Annotated in this window: 17 protein-coding genes, 1 tRNA gene, 1 pseudogene and 1 riboswitch; of the genes and pseudogenes, 8 read left to right on the forward strand and 11 right to left on the reverse strand. The window is 54.6% G+C overall.

Going from position 1 to position 19,226, the window contains the following annotated elements; genetic code table 11:
- Nucleotides 1–89 precede the first annotated feature (89 nt).
- The 3 genes from V1T76_RS04440 to V1T76_RS04450 all read left to right on the forward strand — a co-directional run bounded on the left by V1T76_RS04440 (nucleotide 90) and on the right by V1T76_RS04450 (nucleotide 3,269).
- On the forward strand, nucleotides 90–2,177 hold the full coding sequence (locus V1T76_RS04440; RefSeq protein WP_330559422.1) for an AAA family ATPase: 2,088 nt from the start codon (nucleotides 90–92) through the stop codon (nucleotides 2,175–2,177).
- Nucleotides 2,178–2,430: 253 nt separating this feature from the next.
- The gene (locus V1T76_RS04445; protein WP_330559423.1) at nucleotides 2,431–2,574 is read left to right on the forward strand and encodes a hypothetical protein; all 144 of its coding nucleotides are present in this window, start codon (nucleotides 2,431–2,433) and stop codon (nucleotides 2,572–2,574) included.
- The gene (locus tag V1T76_RS04450) at nucleotides 2,574–3,269 is read left to right on the forward strand and encodes a hypothetical protein (RefSeq protein ID WP_330559424.1); all 696 of its coding nucleotides are present in this window, start codon (nucleotides 2,574–2,576) and stop codon (nucleotides 3,267–3,269) included. Before V1T76_RS04445 ends, V1T76_RS04450 begins: the two co-directional genes overlap by 1 nt.
- Before the next feature lie 45 nt (nucleotides 3,270–3,314).
- Here the strand turns inward: V1T76_RS04450 and V1T76_RS04455 are convergent, their stop codons facing one another.
- Nucleotides 3,315–4,580: a YiiX/YebB-like N1pC/P60 family cysteine hydrolase gene (locus V1T76_RS04455; RefSeq protein WP_330559425.1), complete on the reverse strand. Its 1,266-nt coding sequence runs from the start codon at nucleotides 4,578–4,580 to the stop codon at nucleotides 3,315–3,317.
- A 482-nt stretch (nucleotides 4,581–5,062) separates the two neighbouring features.
- Here V1T76_RS04455 and V1T76_RS04460 point away from each other — a divergent pair, with 482 nt between their 5' ends.
- The 3 genes and pseudogenes from V1T76_RS04460 to V1T76_RS04470 all read left to right on the forward strand — a co-directional run.
- Complete coding sequence (locus V1T76_RS04460) at nucleotides 5,063–5,992, forward strand: hypothetical protein (protein ID WP_330559426.1); 930 nt, start codon at nucleotides 5,063–5,065, stop codon at nucleotides 5,990–5,992.
- Nucleotides 5,993–6,419: 427 nt separating this feature from the next.
- Entirely contained in the window at nucleotides 6,420–6,689 is a 270-nt protein-coding gene (locus V1T76_RS04465) for a hypothetical protein (protein WP_330559427.1), read from the forward strand.
- A pseudogene (locus V1T76_RS04470) lies at nucleotides 6,686–7,672 on the forward strand (recombinase family protein); the annotation flags it as partial. The gene V1T76_RS04465 and the pseudogene V1T76_RS04470, both read left to right, overlap by 4 nt.
- Before the next feature lie 547 nt (nucleotides 7,673–8,219).
- Here V1T76_RS04470 and V1T76_RS04475 read toward each other — a convergent pair.
- Together V1T76_RS04475 and V1T76_RS04480 are read right to left on the reverse strand one after the other, a co-directional pair.
- Nucleotides 8,220–8,306, reverse strand: a tRNA-Leu gene (locus tag V1T76_RS04475).
- A 132-nt stretch (nucleotides 8,307–8,438) separates the two neighbouring features.
- On the reverse strand, nucleotides 8,439–8,705 hold the full coding sequence (locus tag V1T76_RS04480) for a FliM/FliN family flagellar motor switch protein (RefSeq protein WP_148586647.1): 267 nt from the start codon (nucleotides 8,703–8,705) through the stop codon (nucleotides 8,439–8,441).
- 98 nt (nucleotides 8,706–8,803) lie between these two features.
- Here V1T76_RS04480 and lipB point away from each other — a divergent pair, with 98 nt between their 5' ends.
- Complete coding sequence (gene lipB, locus V1T76_RS04485) at nucleotides 8,804–9,511, forward strand: lipoyl(octanoyl) transferase LipB (RefSeq protein WP_330559428.1); 708 nt, start codon at nucleotides 8,804–8,806, stop codon at nucleotides 9,509–9,511.
- A gap of 49 nt (nucleotides 9,512–9,560) precedes the next feature.
- Here lipB and V1T76_RS04490 read toward each other — a convergent pair whose 3' ends face one another.
- The 8 genes from V1T76_RS04490 to V1T76_RS04525 form a co-directional block, all read right to left on the reverse strand.
- Nucleotides 9,561–10,445 carry an NAD-dependent epimerase/dehydratase family protein gene (locus V1T76_RS04490; protein ID WP_330559429.1) on the reverse strand — a complete coding sequence of 295 codons (885 nt, stop codon included), beginning with the start codon at nucleotides 10,443–10,445 and terminating at the stop codon, nucleotides 9,561–9,563.
- The gene (locus V1T76_RS04495) at nucleotides 10,445–11,311 is read right to left on the reverse strand and encodes a glycosyltransferase (RefSeq protein ID WP_330559430.1); all 867 of its coding nucleotides are present in this window, start codon (nucleotides 11,309–11,311) and stop codon (nucleotides 10,445–10,447) included. The genes V1T76_RS04490 and V1T76_RS04495 overlap by 1 nt, the downstream gene beginning before the upstream one ends.
- A gap of 8 nt (nucleotides 11,312–11,319) precedes the next feature.
- Nucleotides 11,320–12,540 (reverse strand): NAD-dependent epimerase/dehydratase family protein, encoded by a 1,221-nt coding sequence (locus tag V1T76_RS04500; RefSeq protein ID WP_330559431.1) that lies wholly within the window; start codon nucleotides 12,538–12,540, stop codon nucleotides 11,320–11,322.
- A 145-nt stretch (nucleotides 12,541–12,685) separates the two neighbouring features.
- Nucleotides 12,686–12,973 carry an acylphosphatase gene (locus tag V1T76_RS04505; RefSeq protein ID WP_330559432.1) on the reverse strand — a complete coding sequence of 96 codons (288 nt, stop codon included), beginning with the start codon at nucleotides 12,971–12,973 and terminating at the stop codon, nucleotides 12,686–12,688.
- Between the two features lie 74 nt (nucleotides 12,974–13,047).
- Entirely contained in the window at nucleotides 13,048–13,938 is an 891-nt protein-coding gene (locus tag V1T76_RS04510; RefSeq protein WP_330559433.1) for a DMT family transporter, read from the reverse strand.
- Between the two features lie 86 nt (nucleotides 13,939–14,024).
- Nucleotides 14,025–14,198: riboswitch (FMN riboswitch) on the reverse strand.
- Between the two features lie 76 nt (nucleotides 14,199–14,274).
- Nucleotides 14,275–15,567, reverse strand: coding sequence for a sensor domain-containing diguanylate cyclase (locus tag V1T76_RS04515; RefSeq protein WP_330559434.1), 1,293 nt, complete (start codon nucleotides 15,565–15,567; stop codon nucleotides 14,275–14,277).
- Nucleotides 15,568–15,678: 111 nt separating this feature from the next.
- On the reverse strand, nucleotides 15,679–16,332 hold the full coding sequence (locus V1T76_RS04520) for an HAD family hydrolase (RefSeq protein WP_330559435.1): 654 nt from the start codon (nucleotides 16,330–16,332) through the stop codon (nucleotides 15,679–15,681).
- A gap of 103 nt (nucleotides 16,333–16,435) precedes the next feature.
- Complete coding sequence (locus V1T76_RS04525; RefSeq protein WP_330559436.1) at nucleotides 16,436–18,448, reverse strand: acetyl/propionyl/methylcrotonyl-CoA carboxylase subunit alpha; 2,013 nt, start codon at nucleotides 18,446–18,448, stop codon at nucleotides 16,436–16,438.
- A gap of 225 nt (nucleotides 18,449–18,673) precedes the next feature.
- Between V1T76_RS04525 and V1T76_RS04530 the strand changes: the two genes are divergently transcribed.
- A complete protein-coding gene (locus V1T76_RS04530; protein WP_330559437.1) occupies nucleotides 18,674–19,150 on the forward strand; it encodes a hypothetical protein in 477 nt (158 codons plus the stop codon).
- The last annotated feature ends 76 nt before the right edge of the window (nucleotides 19,151–19,226 follow it).

Genomic DNA, 19,226 nt, shown 5'->3' on the forward strand with positions numbered 1-19,226 from the left:
ATCACACCGTGAACAGAGCTAACTTTTGAATGCGGACAATCAGGGGAGCAGGTCACAAACTGCCGACCGGCAGTTCATTCGAAATCTCGATGGAAGACGGAATTGACTTTGGGCATCCTTCCAATCCTAGTGGTCTAGAAAAACGGCTACTAGTCTTTAACGGTGATTTTGTCGAAACGAACTTACAATGGGCACACGGGAAAGCGAGTCCCGTCTTTTTCATTGGAATAGACCAAGCCGATGCCGCCAAAACCCTCACAGTGTTAGAAACCAAAATTCCGCAGTTGCGTGCTCGAGTCACTGCTGCCGAAAAAGCGGTGTCACAAGCCGAAAAAAGCTTCAGTACGTTTAAGAGAGATCGAGCAAAGCTGGTTGCGCCAAGGCTCCATCAGGGAAATCGCAAATACGAGGCTCCCCAGCTTACAAAAGACTTCGAGGATTGGGCTGCACTAAAAATTTCGCTTGTTAGCGACGACGAACTAAAGGCGGCAGAGGATACACGCAGACTTGAAGAACCAATGCCAAAGATTGGTACGGTTTCTTTTGACACTTCCAGTATTTGCAAAGCGTACCAGTTTATCCGGGAAATTTGCGAACAGACTTTAAGCACGGTTGCACTCGAGGAAGTACAACAGCATCCGGACATGCTTCTGTGGCTGAAGAAAGGTCATGAATTCCACGAACAACAACATCTTAATAATTGCCTGCTGTGCGGAAACACTTTTTCAGAGAAACGATTGGCGCAATTAAAAGGTGCGTTGGATAACCAAATTGATGAGTTCGTTTCTCGGCTCGCGAAGACTGCAGACAGATTGAATGTTGTTCGCACTGAGCTCAGTGAATTGGAAACAAGCGCGCCATCAATAGATGCTTTTTCTATTCAGTTGCAGCCAGTCTTTAAGGACTGCAAAGGCGCCTTTTTGTCAACAATTGAAACCTCGAAGAAACATACTGACCTGCTTGAGGAAGTATTGTCAGCAAAGCGCGAGCGACCAGCGAGTCCCGCGGACACATCGCACCTACCTTCCCAATCTGAAGTTGAGAATGCCGCCGCCAAAATGGGCGAATCTCTTGAGAAACTGAACAACATCATAAATCAGCACAATCAAACCGTCTCCGAATTTGAAAAACATCGCGAAGAAGCTGGGATCGTCATTAGACAACACTACATAGCCGAATGCCGCGATGATTTCGCAGCACACATTAAATCGTTAGATGATAGTGTTGGAGCGGAAAAAACTGCACGCGAAGAGCTGGAAAAAACGAATGTAAAAGCCGAAACTCTGCGACAAAAAATTCGAACACATGGACCAGCAGCCGAAGTAATCAATCAATTGATAGCATCATATCTCGGTCACGATGAGTTGACGATTGTCCCTATTGATGAAGGATATGAACTTCATCGGTTTGGCAAGGCTATTCAAGGTTTGCCGAGCGAGGGTGAAAAGACCGCGATTGCTATTTCCTATTTCTTGTCTAGGGTAGAGTCTGATGGACGGAGCCTCGAAGATCTTATTGTTGTAATAGATGATCCGGTTTCCAGCCTGGACACTAGGGCTCTGAATTACGCTTGCTCACTTATTCGCAGCCGACTGTCCAATACTTGTCAGTTAATTATCCTTACACATAATCAACAATGCCTGAATGAATTTCGAAAAGCCTGGAAAAACAAAGCTCGACCACCAGACGGCAAAGATCCAACAGCTACCTTCCTTTTTATCGATGTAGTAGTTCCTGAAGGCGCCTCGAAGCGAGTTTCATCGCTCGTCAAAATGTCAAAACTTCTCAGAGAGTACGACTCTGAGTATCATTTTTTGTTCAGCCGTGTTCTCCAATTTTACGAGGCAGGCGACGACTTCTCCGAGTACGGCTATATGATGCCTAATGTTCTCCGGCGAGTTTTAGATATATTCCTAGCATTTAAATGTCCCGGAAACTCAGGACTACCCGGCAAAATCGATGAGATTTGTCGCCACTATCCCGATCTTGACAAAGACCGTATGAATGCCTTGGAGCGGTTGGCTCAGGTTGAATCTCATTCGGACAATCTCGACGACTTGATCTCTTTCTCCTCGATGACGCTTGAGGAAACAAAGGCAGCAACGTCTGCCCTTTTGGAGATGATGGAGAAAGTCGATGAAAAACACACAACTGCATTAAAGCGAGCCTGCAGATAATGACCTTCTTTAAAATCTATGGTCTTTCATCTCTCAAAAATGAATTCGAATTCAACTTTCGCTAAATTTGGTTCACCAAGAGCACTTCATGGACTAAAATAGAGTATTATATATTCTGATTTAAGATCAGTTAAAGCATTGAAAAACATACAAATATATCAATTTTCTGTCTGTTTTTGATAAAACTGCATCTAGATGTATAATGGGTCTCTTCGTATTTTTTTTGGAATGAGTGACCGATGGAGTTCCAAAAATGAACGAGATGACTGAGTTGATTTCAAAAGGGTCGGATTTTCCGATGGAGTATGTGCTGGCGTTGATTGCGTTGGCGGCAATGGCTCTTTCTGCATTTGCCATTCACGCGATTTCCTCCATCGCCCGGCGAAAGGACAAGTGATGGCGAAGCTTTTGCCTTGGGTGATGATGCCCAGTGAATGGATACTAGAAGGCGGACTGAAGGAATTCAGGTGGGCGGCTGAAGTTGGTGCTAACAACATCGCCGCACTCGTTACGCTCGCGCCAATCCTGCATCATGCCGATCGAGAAAGCGGTATCGCCCGCCTGACTTACGATGAATTTGAACGGATCACTTCGCTTAGCCGGACGAAGATTGCCTCCGGACTGGAACTCCTAGCGGACCGACAATTAATTGAGCGTGAGCCCGAAGGACGTAGCACTTATCAAATCTGCGATTTCAACCCGTCTTTTGGCTGGGCTAAATTTCCGGCGTTGCGTCTTTACCGGAGTGGACAAATTCCATTTTTCCATGACTTAAATTTGCGCAAGCGAACGGAATTAGACGCGATGAAACTCTGGTATTTCATCGCAGCTAGGCGGGACAATGATGTCAATCTCGCCAAAGCGACCTACGACCAAATTGAAGAGCTTACCGGCATTGTGAGAGATCGCATTAAAGCTGGCTTATCTTTGCTGGCGGCAAACAGTCTGGTGCATGTTGAACATATTCCCAGTCGTCACAGCGAATATGGGATCGCAAACGCATACCGTCTGCCGCAAATTGACGCCTCTCGCCACATGGGAAATGTCGGACGTGGGTTGACCAAATACGATGATTTTTTCGAGGGTATTTGAAGTGTCGATTTGATCGAGGTGATGGCTGGTGAATTCTGGCACCGATTAATCAAGTGGTTCTAGTATTTCACCAAAGCTTAGCCGAATGGCTCGGCAGTCATCGCAAAGCCGTAGCGACGGGACGCCGGGCATAGCCGAAGCAGAATTTACAATGCGATAATCGCCAGCTGGTCCATCCCCGCACGACGAACATATTTCCAAAGATTGCTCTGATTGAATAGCGATGCGCGCCAGCGCGCCAAGTTTTGGTTCAACCCGGTCGACAATTGAAAACCAAAGGTCACTGTGGGGTTCCACGCGTTCCATGTGCTGCTGTACGTCATCTGGATAGTGCTCAAGCAACCACGCGCGTGCTACTTCGCGCCGGTCTTGATCGTTTTGTACCAGTATTTCATAGAGGTTGATCAGCAGGTTCGTTGTGTCGCGCGGCGCGGCGGCTTGTCCCTGCTGATAGTAGACAAGATTAACCGCGTATCTAATACCTCCCGAATAGGCTTCTTTGATGGTGTTGATGCAATACGTCCGCAATGTCTCCGGATCAAAGGAGTGCTGCATGCGCCGCATTTCTTTCAAATCATACCGCCAGGGGTTGGTTTGGAGCTCGTGCTTCCACACGTCCAAATAGCCTGACTCGCGGTAGGCTTGCGCGATTGCGCCGTCATGTTCCGGATGCTTCCGCACCAATTGGTCGATATCCTGCAAATTCTCTACGCTGGCATCAAGGCGGCGGGCGGCGTCGAGCACGAAGTTTTGCGCATCCCGTGTCATATCTATAGGATTGGGTCTTCCCTCCATCCACGCAATTTCGTCGGGATCGACGAGTTCGGAAATATCCGGTAACTCGATTAGCAACGGGCTGTTGTGTAAATCTTCCGGCGAACAATAATCATGGTCCGGAACAAGCTGGATGCCAGCACTCTGATAAGCACGCGCAACCAATCGCGAACAGAACTCGCGCCGACCGCGCGGTTTCGGGCCGCCAAGCACCGTGCGTGCCGCTTCAGCTTTGGAATATCGGGTGCCGATTTTCGACCTAGCGAAATCGACAATTTGGGCGACCTTGTGCGCCGGCAATTCTTGTTTTAGCCGAAAAGCAAAAAATTCTTCGTCGTCTTCAAATAGCTCACGTTGCAGATTCCGCGCCTGAACTCCATCCGACGTGGAATCGATGATCGAACCCTGCTGTACGCAAATCATGGCGTGCGAGACACTTCCGCGAGTGGATAATCGAATAGCTTTCCCGGTTTTCGATGCACTTGCTGTTAAAATGATATCGCCGGGCTTTAAGAGCTGAAACTTAATGCGCCTCATTTTGCCGTCATCTTCCTTTTCTACTCATCATAGCATGAGATCAGCGAAACAACTCACGAAGAATCAGCAAGATGAAAAGCATGGAGTTCTCAGATGAGTGGAAGCTCCATTGAAGAGCGATCAGTTTGAGTGGAGATGCGAGGCTCGATGCCAAGCCATCTCCATATATCAGGGTGATCCAACGCGCCTCCGTTGGTCGGGATGAAACGCCGAACCGTTTCGCTGGTGCTTATGGGCTCAATGCCTGATCAGTGCCACGGGCCGGAGGGGATGCAACGGGGAGCGCGCAGCGGGCTCCCCTTGCCAAGATGTGTTGTGCAACAGCACACATCTTGCATTCCATTTTAACAGTCATTGCGGAGCGCCAACCCCCAACAAAGTCTCAACCAACAGCCTCATAGGCGTTGAATCGGAAACTGGTTATTTCCTAAGAGAAAGACTAAATTTGCGTGGGATCGATCTAGCCGCTTTGGGAATAAATGATGGCAGCACGCCGCAAAACTTCAATCGAAGACGAAGAAGATTCACTGCTTGATGCGATCTTCGACGAATTATCGAACAAAGAAATCACATCAAAGGATATCGACGAAGCCATTCGGAGAAACCTTCTTGAGGCTTCTGCCAAGCAACCGCATTCGTCCAGGACGACCACTGAGCACGCTGCATCTAAAGAAAGTACCGACGACGGTGATCTCTCATGGATCGGAGAAATGCTCGCTGGCCCAAAAACAAAAAGTCAGGGCTCTGCTCAATCGCCATCCGAAAGTATCGGTAGGGTTTCCGAATCCACCGCTATCTCAAATCCTAAAATTAACCCAGAAACTCTCAAGGCTAGAGTACTAGCAGTTGCCACGGCAGAGATCGCAAAGTCTAACTCAAAAAAACTGTTGCAAGAAATTGGAGAAATATTAGAAGATAAAGACTTGGGAAGGAAATTAGACGCATTAACAAAACAACATATAAGAGAACAGATATCTGAACTGTTCTCCACAGCGTCTAAATCTATATTCACATCAGAAGCTGAGTTCCATGATTTCGTGCGGGAAATCGCTAGCGAATTCCTCGCCCCAACGGGTAGAGCTGAATTGCCTACTGAGGCACCGGCGTTGTGGGCCGACCGAACCACAGGTCGAGAGGTAACACCCGTTGATTTCATCAAGCAATATTACGGCGACTTTGTCGCTTCCGATCTCCCCCAGCAACATAGACTGCCCCGCCCTCTCCTGCGCGAATTAGATATGCCGCTCTACAACGCCTACGCCGCATGGATAAAAAGGCATCCAGAGGATGATTTGCACCTCCCTACCCGCTCTGAGCTAGTCGATCTCGAGCTATCAAATCTTGATGAGGCTACCCTCAGACGGGCAGGCCGTCTTAAGTCCACCGCATATCGGCGGAAAAACGACTTGTAAATTTTAGGTCCAAAACGTTGACAAATAATGTCTCGTTCGCTATGTTTATCTTGTCAAACGGATGAACAGAGAGGACTAGTTCATGACTTTGAGCACAGAGCAGCAGAACCGTATCGCCGAGATCGCACGCAAAGGTGGCACTGTCCCAACGAATGGGTTGCCGTGGCAAACCAAAGAAAAGATCGACGCTATCGTGAACAAAAATAAGTAGTCGCGAACACACGAGCAAGAACCTCGGGCCCGGCGACTGCGGTTGCCGGGTTTTTCGTTTTCCAGTCAGTAAAACGAAAGAATATTACGTCGTTTTTATTTGGAATTATAGGACTTTTGTCCTATTATGTTCTCTAATTGTTCTTTCGCAGTGAAAGAGACGAAAAGGAGAAACCCAAGCGAGAAAAGGCTCAGGAGGGCCGAGGAGAAAAAGACATTGACCGGCACGCCACACGACTATGAAATCGACAAGGAAGTCATGCCCACCTTGTCTATCGATTGGGAGCTCTACGCAGAACTCCTCAGCGAATCCGACCTTACGGACGAAGAGAAGCGCGAATTCATCGAGACCTTGTGGTCGCTGATAGTGAGCTTCGTTGACCTGGGCTTTGGGATCAGCTCGGAAAGCCGGATCACTGACCTATTGGCCGATGGCTTGCCTAAACAAATAGAAGCTCACATGAGAGACGAAAGGAGGTCACCATGAACCAGCACTCCCCTATTTCCAACCAGACAGCCACACGCGCTGTGATCTACTGTCGGGTATCGGGAAGCAAGCAGGTGCGTGAAGGTGACGGCCTCGCCTCTCAAGAACGCCGTTGCCGAGAATATGCGGCCCACCACAAATATGATGTGGTTGAGGTCTTCCATGACGATATCTCTGGCAAGAGCCTAGACCGTCCTGCCATGACAGCGATGCTTGCCTACTTGCGAAAGCACAAAAGCCAGCGACAGCACGTGGTTGTCATCGATGACATAAGCCGATTTGCGCGTGGATTGCAGGCACACCTTGAACTCCGCGCCCTACTCGCTCAGGCGGGCGGCAAGCTTGAAAGCCCTTCAATCGAGTTTGGTGAGGATTCAGACTCCCTTCTCATTGAGCACCTGCTCGCCAGCGTGGCGCAGCACCAGCGCGAGAAGAATGGCGAGCAAACTGTCAACCGCATGCGGGCACGCATGATGAACGGCTATTGGGTCTTTCAAGCGCCTGTCGGCTTTAGATACGAACGTTCTGGCCAGCATGGCAAGGTTCTGGTCCGTGACGAACCTGTTGCGAGCATTCTGACCGAAGCACTAGAAGCCTATGCATCTGGCCGCTTCGACAGTCAGGCAGAAATCCGACACTTCCTCGAAGAGCATCCCCTGTACCCAAAAAACAAAAAGGGTCAGGTCGTCCAACAGCGTGTGACTGACATTCTCGACCAGCCACTTTATGCGGGTCACATTACCCACGAAAACTGGAACCTGAATCTTGTCAAAGGAAAACACGAGGGGCTGGTTTCGCTTGAGACATGGTTCAAGATTCAAGAACGCCGTAACGGGGCTTTAAAGGCCCCTACACGCAGAGACATCAGCGCAGACTTCCCTCTACGCGGTTTCGTCCTTTGCGCCGACTGTGGCAAGCCCTACACAGCCTGCTGGTCGCATGGAATGACGAAGCAGTATCCCTATTATCTGTGCGACACAAAAGGCTGCCCGAGCTACCGCAAATCGATCAAGCGTGCTGCCCTCGAAGGCGCGTTTGAAGAGATTGTGCAAAACCTCCAGCCAGGAGAGAAACTCTTCGCTTTGGTTCGCGCGATGTTCACCGACGCGTGGAAGCAAAGACAAGCTCAAGCAAGCTCGCTTACGGACGGCTTGAAACGGGAACTCACGAAGCTGGAAAACCAGATTGATGGCTTTTTGAATCGCATCGTCGATGCGTCGAGCCCATCAGTCATCACTGCCTATGAAAAGAAGATCGAATCTTTGGAAACGCAGAAGCTGTTGATCGAAGATAAGCTGCAAAATGGGTCACAGCCTCGCTACACCTTCGAAGAGCTTATCGAACTCACCTGCGATTTTTTGGCAAGTCCTTGGAATCTATGGCGTTCTGGCCAACTGCACCTGCGTAGACTGGTGCTAAAACTGGCGTTTGCCGAACGCATGATCTACTGCCGTGAAAACGGTTATCGAACTGCAAAATTATCTTTGCCGTTCAAGGTGTTAGATCAAATTCAAAACCATCCAGAAGGGATGGTGCGGTCGAGAAGACTCGAACTTCCACGGGTTTTACCCCACAGCGACCTCAACGCTGCGCGTCTACCAATTCCGCCACGACCGCATATTCGATTGTTCCCGGCGCCTGTCAGCGTCGAGGCGCTCCATGTAGCAAAAGGATTTTGGGGGCGCAAGAGGCCTTTTCGCAATAATTCACAGGCACGCGATTTTTCTTATGCAGAAATGTTTTAGCCGCTCACAGAGGGCCATCTGTGCGCATGGGACGGATGTCCGGTGGACGCATCAGAACTTCCGTGATCGAAATGCCGATCCGTTCCCCCAGCAGAACCACCTGTCCCTTGGCGACAAGGGTGTTGTTGGCATAGATCTTTACGTCGTCGTCTTCAGACACATCCAGGTCGATCACGGCGCCGCGGCCCATGCGCAGCAACTGGTGGACAGGCATCTCGTTCTCGCCGAGAACGACGGAAATATCGACTTTGATTTCATCGAAGGTAGTCATCGGACGCCTTGATCCTTAAATAGGGCTACTGACCCGCCAGCGCTTAACCATATCACGTCATGGCAAGCCAGCTCAAAAAACAATGAAGTGTCATCCACATGTCACCCGCTGATAGAGACGCCCTTTCCCTAAGTTTTCTGCCCGTTTCCGGCTCCCGTCCGGTCGAATGGCGGATTTCCGACGAACCAGTCGATTACGAGACCGCGCTTCGGGAAATGGATGAAAGGGTGCAGAGAATCATTGCAGGCGAAGCGGACGAACAGGTCTGGCTGCTGGAACACCCTCCGCTTTACACCGCCGGCACCAGCGCGAAGGACAGCGATCTGGTCGCTCCCGACCGGTTTCCGGTCTACCGGACCGGGCGCGGCGGACAGCACACGTATCACGGCCCCGGACAGCGCGTTGCCTATGTCATGCTCGACCTGAAGCGGCGTCAGCAGGATGTGCGTGCCTTTGTTTCCGCTCTCGAAGCCTGGCTCATCAGCACGCTCTGGCACTATCACATCCGCGGAGAACGTCGGGAGGACCGCGTTGGCGTCTGGGTGCGCCGACCGGACCGCGGCGCCGCGGTCGAGGACAAGATCGCCGCCATCGGCATCCGGCTGCGCAAATGGGTCACTTTCCACGGCATCAGCTTCAATGTGGAGCCGGAACTGGATCATTTCGACGGGATCGTTCCTTGCGGCATCACCGAACATGGCGTGACCAGCCTCGTCGACCTGGGCCTGCCTGTGACCATGGCCGAAAACGACAGCGTTCTGCGCGCGGAATTCGAGAAGATATTTGGCCCAACAGTGTCGGTTTGAACCGCCCAGCCACAGCCGCAGACGGCGCTTGACCAGCAGGCGCAGAGGGTCAGGTGCCCGCTCCGCCCCGTCTTGCGAGCGAATGTACAAAGGTCTTCAATCTGTCCCTGCCACCAGGTACCCAGCCGAGCGCACGCAGCCTGTCTGTCATCATTTCGCCGGGTGTTGCCGCTGACGCCGCCGGACCATCAAAGCTCAAGCCTGCTTCCGTTGCATAGAGCGCAAGCAACTCCTGTCGGTCGAGCAGGAGATCAGAGACGTTATAGACTTGGAACGGTGCCCCCAAAACTCCCGTTTTCTTTAGAACAAGAGCGACAGCGGCAGCGAGGTCTTCGCCGTGAACTTCTGTCGCCTTGCGCGGCTCAATCGGAACGCCCGCCGCAAACTCCTTAAAGAGGCCGGACCATTTGTGGTCCGCAAGTCCCGGGCTGACGCCATAGACACCGGTCGCGCGCAAAACGATACCGTTCAAGCCCGGACCACACAGCCCCTCAAGCGCCTGTTCCCCGGCCAGCTTCACGTCGCCATATAACGTGTCAGGTGTCGGTACATCCGCTTCGCTAAACGTCTCGCCTCGCCGATGATCGCCATAAACGGCGCGGCTGGACAGGAAGACGATGGCGCGGCACCCGGCTTTGCAAGCGGCTTCGAAAAGGCGCCGGGTCCCATCGACATTCAGTCTGGTGAACTGCTCCGGGTCATCTCCTTCTCCGCCCCGAAACTTGCCGGGCGCATGGACCAGCGCACAGTGAACAAGGGCGTCGGCAGGCGGAAGCTGCGGATCCAGGTCGGCGAGATCATACGCGCAAAAGCCCGTCTCGAAACCCTCAACCGGGCGCCTGCCCAGAATCGTGACCCTGCAGCCATCGTCAAGCAGCCGCTTCAGAACGAACCGGCCAACCACTCCGCTGGCGCCTGTCAGAAGAACATGCATCAGGACGCCTGCTTTGCGGCCCACTCCTGGGGACCGGGAAGACCGGTAATATCGGCCGGTATACCGTCACCGGTCGCAAAGGCCTGCCAGAGATCGATCAGCGGGCGCAGCCTTGCGGTCTTCTCATGCCCCGTCTGCCAAGGCTTTTCGTACTGGTAGTGCAGCACGTGGATCTGCTTCCAGTTCCAGAGGTCCGGCAGGTTGAACCAGACATACTGGAGCGTGTTGAAGACCACCGGCAAGCCGTTCCAATCGGGGAAAAACTGTTCCAGAAATGTCTGGTCGGTGCGCCGCCAGAACGCATCAGGCTCATCAAGACGCGTCATCATGGCCTGGAAGGTCCCGGCATCAGGGCGGGCGGTAAAGACACCGCTGTTCAGCCGGTGAAAGTCCTGCAGGCTCTCGTAAACATTGGGCGCTGCGCAGAACTCCGGATAGCCGAAAAGCTTGTCGCAGTTCTGAAGCACAAGGGCATCGGCATCGATGAAGACAACATGCTCATACTCCGTGAGCTGCCACAGCCGCAGCTTGACGAAATTATCCAACGGTGTGTGGAAGACCGGCTTGCCGCCCTTTGTGAACGGTGCGGCCTTGTGCAGGCGGCCGCGCTCATGGCGTTCATTGAAGGCTTCGCTCGTCGGCAGGCGTTCGCACCGGCCAAGCCGCGGACCGAAAACCGACAGGACCGCAAGATCCTCCTCGCTGACGCCGGGCGTATAAAGAACCACCAGATCAGCGTCCGTTCCCGAATGCCGAAGCGAGCGCATCAGCGCCGTCGCCCCGAGCACGTAGTCCCGGTTGGTCACCAGCGTGACATAGGCGCATGAGCTGCCGGGGGCCCGGTCGAACTTGGGAGCCTCTTGCATCACCGGCCTCAGGAGACGGATTTCAGCCGCGGATGTTCTGGATCCCGCTCGATCTCATCGGCGATTTCCTTTGTCCACGCAGATACCGCCGGCACACGGCTTCGGTCGACCCGGTAGGCATAGTTCTTGGCGACATCGACCACTTCACTCAACAGGCCATCTTCCAGCGTGATCGGGTTGAGGCCCAGCTCCAGGAACTGTTTGTTCTCGACAACCAGGTCGTTTTCAGCCGCTTCCTTGCGCGGGTTCGGCAGATAGGCAACCTTGGCACCGGTCAGGCGGGAGATCAGCTCCGCAAGATCGCGCACACGGTGGGTCTCGGTCATCTGGTTGAACACCTTCACCCGATCACCTTTCTGGGGAGGGTTCTTCAGCGCAAGTTCAATGCAGCGAACCGAATCCTGAATGTGAATGAAGGCACGTGTCTGCCCGCCGGTGCCATGCACCGTCAGCGGATAGCCGATGGCCGCCTGGATCAGGAAGCGGTTCAGAACCGTGCCATAGTCACCGTCGTAATCGAACCGGTTGATGAGCTGTTTGTGGCGCAGGGTCTGCTCCGTGTGCGTGCCCCACACGATCCCCTGGTGCAGATCGGTGACCCTCAGCCCATCGTTCTTGGCGTAGAACTGGAACAGGAGCTGATCCAGGCACTTGGTCATATGGTAGATGGAGCCGGGATTGGCCGGATAAAGAATTTCCTGAGATGCCTTGGAGCCGGTGAGGGTCTCGACATCGACCGAAAGATAGCCTTCCGGGATAGCCGCACCGACGCTCGAATAGCCGTAAACGCCCATGGTGCCGAGGTGGACGAGATGCGCGTCCAGATCGAGTTCCACCATTGCGTTGAGCAGATGGTGCGTCGCGTTGACGTTGTTATTGACCGTGTAATTCTTGTGCTGATCCGACTTCATCGAATAGGGCGCTGCCCGTTGTTCGGCGAAATGGATGATTGCGTCCGGCCGGTTGTCGGCCAGCCAGGCTTTGAAGACTTCGTAGTCACGAGCAATGTCGATCAGGTGGAAGCGAATGGTGTTGCCGGTTTCCTGCTTCCAGATCCGGGTGCGTTCCTGGATCGAGTCCATAGGTGTCAGCGATTGCACGCCGAGCTCGGCATCGATCCACCGGCGGCTCAGATTGTCGATGATATGTACTTCATGGCCCTGATCCGAAAGATGCAGGGATGTGGGCCAGCCGACAAAACCATCACCGCCAAGTATCGCAATCTTCACTGAAAATCTCCCCGGTTACACTTTTCGGCCCCGCCTGTGCTGGACCGATTGCTGCATGTGAAAGATCAGATCATTGCGATAATTCCATGACAACTCAACTTCGAATGTGAACATTGATATATAAAAGACGATTAGCCACAGGTGCTTAAGCCGTATCACGCACTTCAAAGGAGCCTGAGCAAGGCTCAACCGGTTCCAGGTCTTTCACCAGGTTTACCCTTGCAAGTGAGGGGCCGTGCCAAAGGGCATCGAGCATGTCGACGACAGTGTCGGAAGGGCCGGAAAAGACGGCCTCAACCCCACCGGACTTGAGATTGCGCACCCAGCCGGCCAGCGCCCGGTCTTCAGCTTCGTCCGCACACCATGCCCGGTAGCCAACACCCTGGACTCGGCCCTCAATCAGCACATGAACGGTCAATGGATCTGCGGTCATTCAGGTCTCCGAGGGTGGCGGCGGTGCAAAAAGCTTAGAGCAAACCTGTCTGTTCGCAAATGCTTGCGTGCGTTTCAGGCTGTGGACACCTGCGTACCGCGCTTCTGCTCGTCCAGCATGACAAGCAGCGAGGCGCCGACAATCACCAGCGCGCCCGGCCAGAACGCACCATTCGGGGCAAAACCGAAAGCCAGGAAGCCGACCGCAATATTCAGCGGCAGCTTCAGATGGTCGAATGGCTGAACGAAGGCGGCATCGGCCTTTTGGTAGGCAAGGGTCAGCAGATAATTCGCCAGCACCGTCAACACCCCTGCCCCCACAAGCAGCCAGAGCGCCGGCCCAGTCGGCACGATGCCACCTTCACCCAGGGCCAGCAGCGCGTTTACCGGCGTCAGAAGGAGCAGCAGATAAACGGTTATGGAGTCGGCATTTTCGGTTGCGGTCAGCTTCTTGGTGACGAGCGAAGTTCCGGCCCAGAAAGCGGCGGCCCCTACCGGCAGAAGCGCAGCAAGGCTGAAAGCCTCCGTCCAGGGCTCCAGGATCACCATGCCTCCGGAAAAACCGGCCAGCGTCGCCAGCCAGCGGATGATACCCACCCGTTCCCTGAAGAAGAGCTTGGCACCAACGATCACGAAAAACGGCGAGGTCATCACCAACGCAATCGCCTGCCAGATCTCAACCCGCGCAAGACCGGCAACCCACATCTGAATGCCGATCACAGCCAGACCACCCCGAACGAGATGCCAGCCGATCTGCCTGGTCTTTAACGCCGACAGACCGCGCCGTAGCACAAACGGAAGCGCAACGAGCAGGCCCAGCGCATATTGCCAGAAGGCAGCGGATGTTGACGGCACGCCCAACCGCATGGTCGATGCCTGAAGCGCACCGTTCACAAGAGCAAAGCAGGCCCCTGCTCCGATCATGGCAAGGGCGGCGAAAACGGGTTTCTTGGAGGTGGATAGCATGGGCGTCCTATTCGCGATCCGTTCTGTCAACTTTCAGAACAGTCTCTAAAGACACGCGACCACCGGCCTACCTCTGAGGGCGGCGGTCAAGTTCTCTCTCATCCGGACTTTCGGGCGGCCTCGTTTGACGCCACCTCAACCGTCGGCTCCGGCCTCTCACCGGATCTGCTGACCTCCGGACATTTTGTCCGGAGCGCTCGCGGGCTCCGGGTTTCCCCGATACCGCCGGTGGGGAATTTCACCCCGCCCCGAGAACTGCTCTCTACGGGTTTCAGTATCCCTGAAATGATCTGGATGCAATAGAGGAAGAATGCCGTTCGTTACGGCGAAGGCCCGTCAGGCCATGCAGACCCGGTTTCTACCGGCCTGTTTGGCGCTATAAAGCGCATCATCAGCCCTAGCAATTGTCTGGCTGATTTTCTCGCCGTCAGCAACGCTCGCACCCCCAATGCTGACGCGCATGGGGATGAGGTGCTCTCCATGCATGTGGGGCGTGGTTTCGATGGCCTCTCGAATGCGCTCGGCAATTGTGAAGGCTTCATCGAGGCCGCAGTTTTCCAGGAGACAGTAGAACTCCTCACCCCCGGCTCTTGCAAAAATGTGAGGGGCTTGAAGCACGTTTTTCAGCAGGCCGACAATATGATTGAGCGCAGCATCGCCGCAGGCGTGCCCGAACCGGTCGTTGATCTGTTTGAAATGATCGACGTCCAGCACGAGGATGGAGAGGCTTGCCGACGTCTTTTTGGCCCGCTCCTCGGCTGAATCTGCCAGTTCGAAAAACCGCCGGCGGTTGTAAGCGTCAGTAAGGGCGTCGCGTTCCGCCGCCCGTTTGAGCTGCTCTTCCAGGCGCTTGCGCTCGGTGATATCGAGCATGGAACCGGCAAGCCCATTCACCTCGCCGGAAACCGGATCCTGCGTCACAGCCTTGTGGAAGGTCACCGTGCGGTATTTACCGTCGGCGTAGCACACCTCCGCCTCATAGATCTGAACGCCGCCCCGCTGCATCAGCTCCTCATCGGCCGCTTGATACACCTTTGCCAATTCTTCCGGGGCCACGTCGTAAACGCTGGCCCCGCGCACCTTGCTGGCCGGCAAACCTATGAACGCCTCGAAGGCCTTGTTGCAGCCGCTGTAGATGCCTGCCCGGTCTTTGAAGAAGATTGGCGACGGCAGGTTGTCGATCGCGGCCTGAAGATTATCCCTTTCGGTCGCGAGATCACGGCACTTGCGAAACAGGACCCCCTGGCGTGCCGTCATGAGCTCTGCACGCCTGAGCGCAAGCAACAAAAGGTCCGCATCGTCGCCGTTGACCACGTCGTCCACGCCGCCGTCAATCAAGCTCAGTTGATCGGCCAGGGGCAGTTTCCGGTCTGCACAGGCGATTATGAAAGTCGACTCGCGGATCCTGCGCAGATCGCAGCCAGGCAACTTGCCTGTCGACGCCACATCCAGAAGGCAAATCTGAAACGGGCAATTGGTCAGAGGCTGCACCGTTACCCGATGCAGTACGTAACCGGCAGGGAGCGACGGAGGAGGCCTTTGAGCAGGCGAATAATACCCGACATCAACCACAGTTTCAGACGGTACCGCCTCATTAATGGTATCCGTTGCATGCATCCGTTTTGCCAAGGCCTGCTCCTCTTGAACCTAACCTATGGGAAAATCGATAAATTCCGAGTTAAAAATAGCGAAGCACCTGAAACCAGCCATTCGCAACGCCTGGCCTCGGCCAGCAAAACGTTACCGGACGCCAAAATACGCTGCAATGTCCCCAGGGGTCTCGGCGATCAGAACCGGATGCTCCGCGGCCAATTCCTCCCGGCTGCCATAGCCCCACAGAACACCAATACCCGCAACCTCATTGGCATTGGCACCGACAAGATCATGCTTGCGGTCTCCCACCATGACTGTTTGCGAAGGCAGAATGTTTTCCTCGCTGAGGATATGGGCAATCAGTTCCGCCTTTGCGGATCGTGTGCCATCCAGCTCGGAACCGTAGACCTTGCCGAAAAACTCCATAAGACCGAAGTGCTCAACGATCCGGCCTGCGTAGCTGTGGGGCTTGGACGTGCAAACATGCAAGATCATCCCGCTCTTGCGAAGCCCCGTCAGAAGGTCGGGAATACCTTCGATCAACGAGTTTTCGAAAAGGCCCGTAACCGTATAGCGCTCCCGGTAATAAGCCACGGCGCGATCCAGTTCCGCCTTGTCTTCAGTTGCCAGCAGAACCTTGAAGCTGTCCCAGAGAGGAGGCCCGATACACCAGCGCAGGTCTTCCGTATCCGGTGCCTGCCCACCCATCCTTTCAACCGCATACCGGATCGAACGCGTAATACCTTCGAAGGGATCCGTCAGGGTTCCGTCCAGATCGAAAAGGATGGTGGAAACTGTCATATTGCCTCGTAAAGTATTGAAAAAGAAAGCGGCCCGGACCGAATGGTCGCAGGCCGCTGAATATCGGCAGTCTTCGATGACTGTCAATCAAGCATTGCGGGGATCAGGAAAACTCCATGATCACGGCATCGACGGCAAGGCTGTCGCCGGGAGATGCCTTGATTGCGGTCACCACACAGTCACGCTCCGCCCTCAGCACGTTTTCCATCTTCATGGCTTCAACCACGGCAAGCTGCTCACCAGCCTTGACTTCCTGCCCTTCAGCCACCGCGATGGATACCACCAGACCCGGCATCGGGCATAGCAGCATCTTGGACGTATCCGGCGGCAGCTTCTCCGGCATCAGAGCATCCAGTTCGGCAATCCGCGGCGTCATCACCTTGGCCGTCACCGAATAGCCCTGCCAGTCAAGACGGTATCCGCCGCGCAGGGTTCGGACCTGTACGGTCACATCCTGATCGCCGACCTTGCCGGACCAAAGCGGATCGCCCGGAGCCCAATCGGACTCCACGTTGACCACCGGACCGTCGCCTATTGCAACGTCAATCTCGACGGGCGTGCCCGGGAACCCGGCAACAAGGCGGATCGGCACATAGGTCTTGTCGAGCTTGATCACCCAATCTTCGCGGATGGCACCTGAGTGGGCCCGCAGCCGCCCCGGCAGGTGATCCAGGCGTTCACGCTGCAGCGCGCCCATCGACAGGGCAACGGCAGCCAGAACCGAATAGGCCTGGTCATCAGGCACCGCCGGTGCGAAGCCGTCGGGATATTCATCGGCGATGAAACTGGTCGCCAACTCGCCGGAGCGCCAGCGCGGATGGTTCATGAGCGCGGTCAGGAACGGCACGTTGTGCTGGATGCCGTCGACGTAAAAAGCGTCCAGCGCCGAACTCATCGCATCAATCGCTTCCGCGCGGGTCGGCGCATGGGTGATCAGCTTTGCGATCATCGGATCGTAGAACATCGAGATCTCCGAACCCTCGACAACGCCTGTGTCGTTGCGCACGGTAACCCCGTTGCTGATCTCTTCCTGAGGCGGCCGGTAGCGCACAAGCCGGCCGATGGACGGCAGAAAGTTGCGGTAAGGATCTTCCGCATAAATGCGGCTTTCGACCGCCCAGCCATTCAGCTTGACGTCTTCCTGGGCAAGCTCCAGCTTCTCACCGGCCGCAACGCGGATCATCTGCTCCACCAGGTCGACACCGGTGATGAGTTCGGTCACCGGATGTTCCACCTGCAGACGGGTATTCATCTCCAGGAAGAAGAAGCTCTTGTCCTGCCCGGCAACGAATTCGACCGTCCCGGCGCTGTCGTAGTCGACGGCCTTGGCAAGTGCGACGGCCTGCTCCCCCATCTTGCGGCGCGTTTCCTCATCGAGCAGCGGCGACGGCGCTTCTTCGATGACCTTCTGGTTTCGCCGCTGGATCGAACATTCACGTTCGCCCAGATAAATTGCGTTGCCGTGTTTGTCCCCCAGGACCTGGATTTCGATATGGCGAGGATTTTCGATGAATTTCTCGACGAAAACACGGTCATCCCCGAAGGAAGACGCAGCTTCGGATTTCGAGCGGGTGTATCCGTCCCTCACCTCCTCCGCATTCCACGCGATACGCATGCCCTTGCCACCACCGCCGGCAGAGGCCTTGATCATGACCGGATAGCCAATGTCTTCGGCGATCTCGACTGCCTGTTCCGGGCTTTCGATAACTCCGAGATATCCCGGCACCGTGCTGACCCTGGCTTCATTGGCGAACTTCTTGGACTCGATCTTGTCGCCCATCGCCATGATGGCGCGCGGGTTCGGACCGATCCAGACAATGCCCTCCTTTGCCAGCGCCTCGGGGAAGCTGGCGCGTTCGGACAGAAAGCCATAACCCGGATGCACGGCTTCGGCACCGGTCTCCTTGCAGGCCGCGATGATCTTGTCGGCAATCAGGTAGGATTCCGATGCGGCCGCCGGGCCGATGTGAACCGCCTCGTCCGCCATTTCCACATGCAACGCATCGCGATCGGCATCGGAGTAAACCGCAACTGTCTTGATGCCCATGCGGCGGGCCGTCTTGATGACACGACAGGCGATCTCACCACGGTTGGCGACTAGTATTTTGGAGAACATGAATTTCCACCCAGCTGGACGATTTTTCCATTTTGTAGGCCGCACCACATTGGCACGCAACTTATCCAAAGGGCGAGACGTGATTTTGCGGATAGGTCTGTCAGCAGCCAAAACCGGCACTTTTGTTACGATGCGGCAGGTTTTGCAGCGACAGAAGAGCGGCCATTTATCCGAATTTTAAGAAAATTCTTGCAGGAAATACCTAGGCAATGGGGAAATAAATATATGAAACGCATCCTTTCAGCTGCATTGATCGCAAGCTCTTTACTGCCAACTTCCGCACTGGCAGACACTGCCGGAAAATGGAAAAGCGGCGAAATCAACGGTTTTACGCGGTACTGGACCACGAACAACGATGGCGCAAATTTCGTCGTCTGGTGTCACCCGAAACGCAGCATCAACGGCACCCTGCTTCATGTAGACATCGGCGGTAAAATGCCCCCGCCCAATACCAGGATCAAATTGATCATGGACCGGGAGGTTCTGGAACTGCCGATCAACGAGCAGGGTTACGTCGAGACGAGCTGCGCAGCCTGTTCCGACAGTTTCGGTTATGTCTGGCACAGATTGCGGTCTTCCCATTCCCTGGCGGTCAAATTCCAGAACGACAGCTACGCTGGCTTTTCTCTACGCGGCGCCCAGAAAGTGATGCCTGGCGATGTCTGCCCCACGGACTGGCAGAAACAGCACCCAAGGTCCTGACGCGAGCCGCCGGGCGGGGACAGCCCCGTGCCAGCTTGCAAGACCCCGGACACATGCCTGATTAAACGGCTTTTAA

It is taken from the genome of Roseibium sp. FZY0029 (assembly GCF_036350355.1).
GTDB lineage: Bacteria > Pseudomonadota > Alphaproteobacteria > Rhizobiales > Stappiaceae > Roseibium.

Bases quoted from the DNA above. Each gene is read 5' to 3' on its own strand.
- V1T76_RS04480 (WP_148586647.1), bottom strand. From the start codon at position 8,705: ATGACTACCTTCGATGAAATCAAAGTCGATATTTCCGTCGTTCTCGGC.
- lipB (WP_330559428.1), top strand. From the start codon at position 8,804: ATGTCACCCGCTGATAGAGACGCCCTTTCCCTAAGTTTTCTGCCCGTT.
- V1T76_RS04445 (WP_330559423.1), top strand. From the start codon at position 2,431: ATGAACGAGATGACTGAGTTGATTTCAAAAGGGTCGGATTTTCCGATG.
- V1T76_RS04440 (WP_330559422.1), top strand. From the start codon at position 90: ATGGAAGACGGAATTGACTTTGGGCATCCTTCCAATCCTAGTGGTCTA.
- V1T76_RS04490 (WP_330559429.1), bottom strand. From the start codon at position 10,445: ATGCATGTTCTTCTGACAGGCGCCAGCGGAGTGGTTGGCCGGTTCGTT.
- V1T76_RS04520 (WP_330559435.1), bottom strand. From the start codon at position 16,332: ATGACAGTTTCCACCATCCTTTTCGATCTGGACGGAACCCTGACGGAT.
- V1T76_RS04455 (WP_330559425.1), bottom strand. From the start codon at position 4,580: ATGAGGCGCATTAAGTTTCAGCTCTTAAAGCCCGGCGATATCATTTTA.
- V1T76_RS04495 (WP_330559430.1), bottom strand. From the start codon at position 11,311: ATGCAAGAGGCTCCCAAGTTCGACCGGGCCCCCGGCAGCTCATGCGCC.
- V1T76_RS04460 (WP_330559426.1), top strand. From the start codon at position 5,063: ATGGCAGCACGCCGCAAAACTTCAATCGAAGACGAAGAAGATTCACTG.
- V1T76_RS04450 (WP_330559424.1), top strand. From the start codon at position 2,574: ATGGCGAAGCTTTTGCCTTGGGTGATGATGCCCAGTGAATGGATACTA.
- V1T76_RS04505 (WP_330559432.1), bottom strand. From the start codon at position 12,973: ATGACCGCAGATCCATTGACCGTTCATGTGCTGATTGAGGGCCGAGTC.
- V1T76_RS04525 (WP_330559436.1), bottom strand. From the start codon at position 18,448: ATGTTCTCCAAAATACTAGTCGCCAACCGTGGTGAGATCGCCTGTCGT.
- V1T76_RS04510 (WP_330559433.1), bottom strand. From the start codon at position 13,938: ATGCTATCCACCTCCAAGAAACCCGTTTTCGCCGCCCTTGCCATGATC.
- V1T76_RS04530 (WP_330559437.1), top strand. From the start codon at position 18,674: ATGAAACGCATCCTTTCAGCTGCATTGATCGCAAGCTCTTTACTGCCA.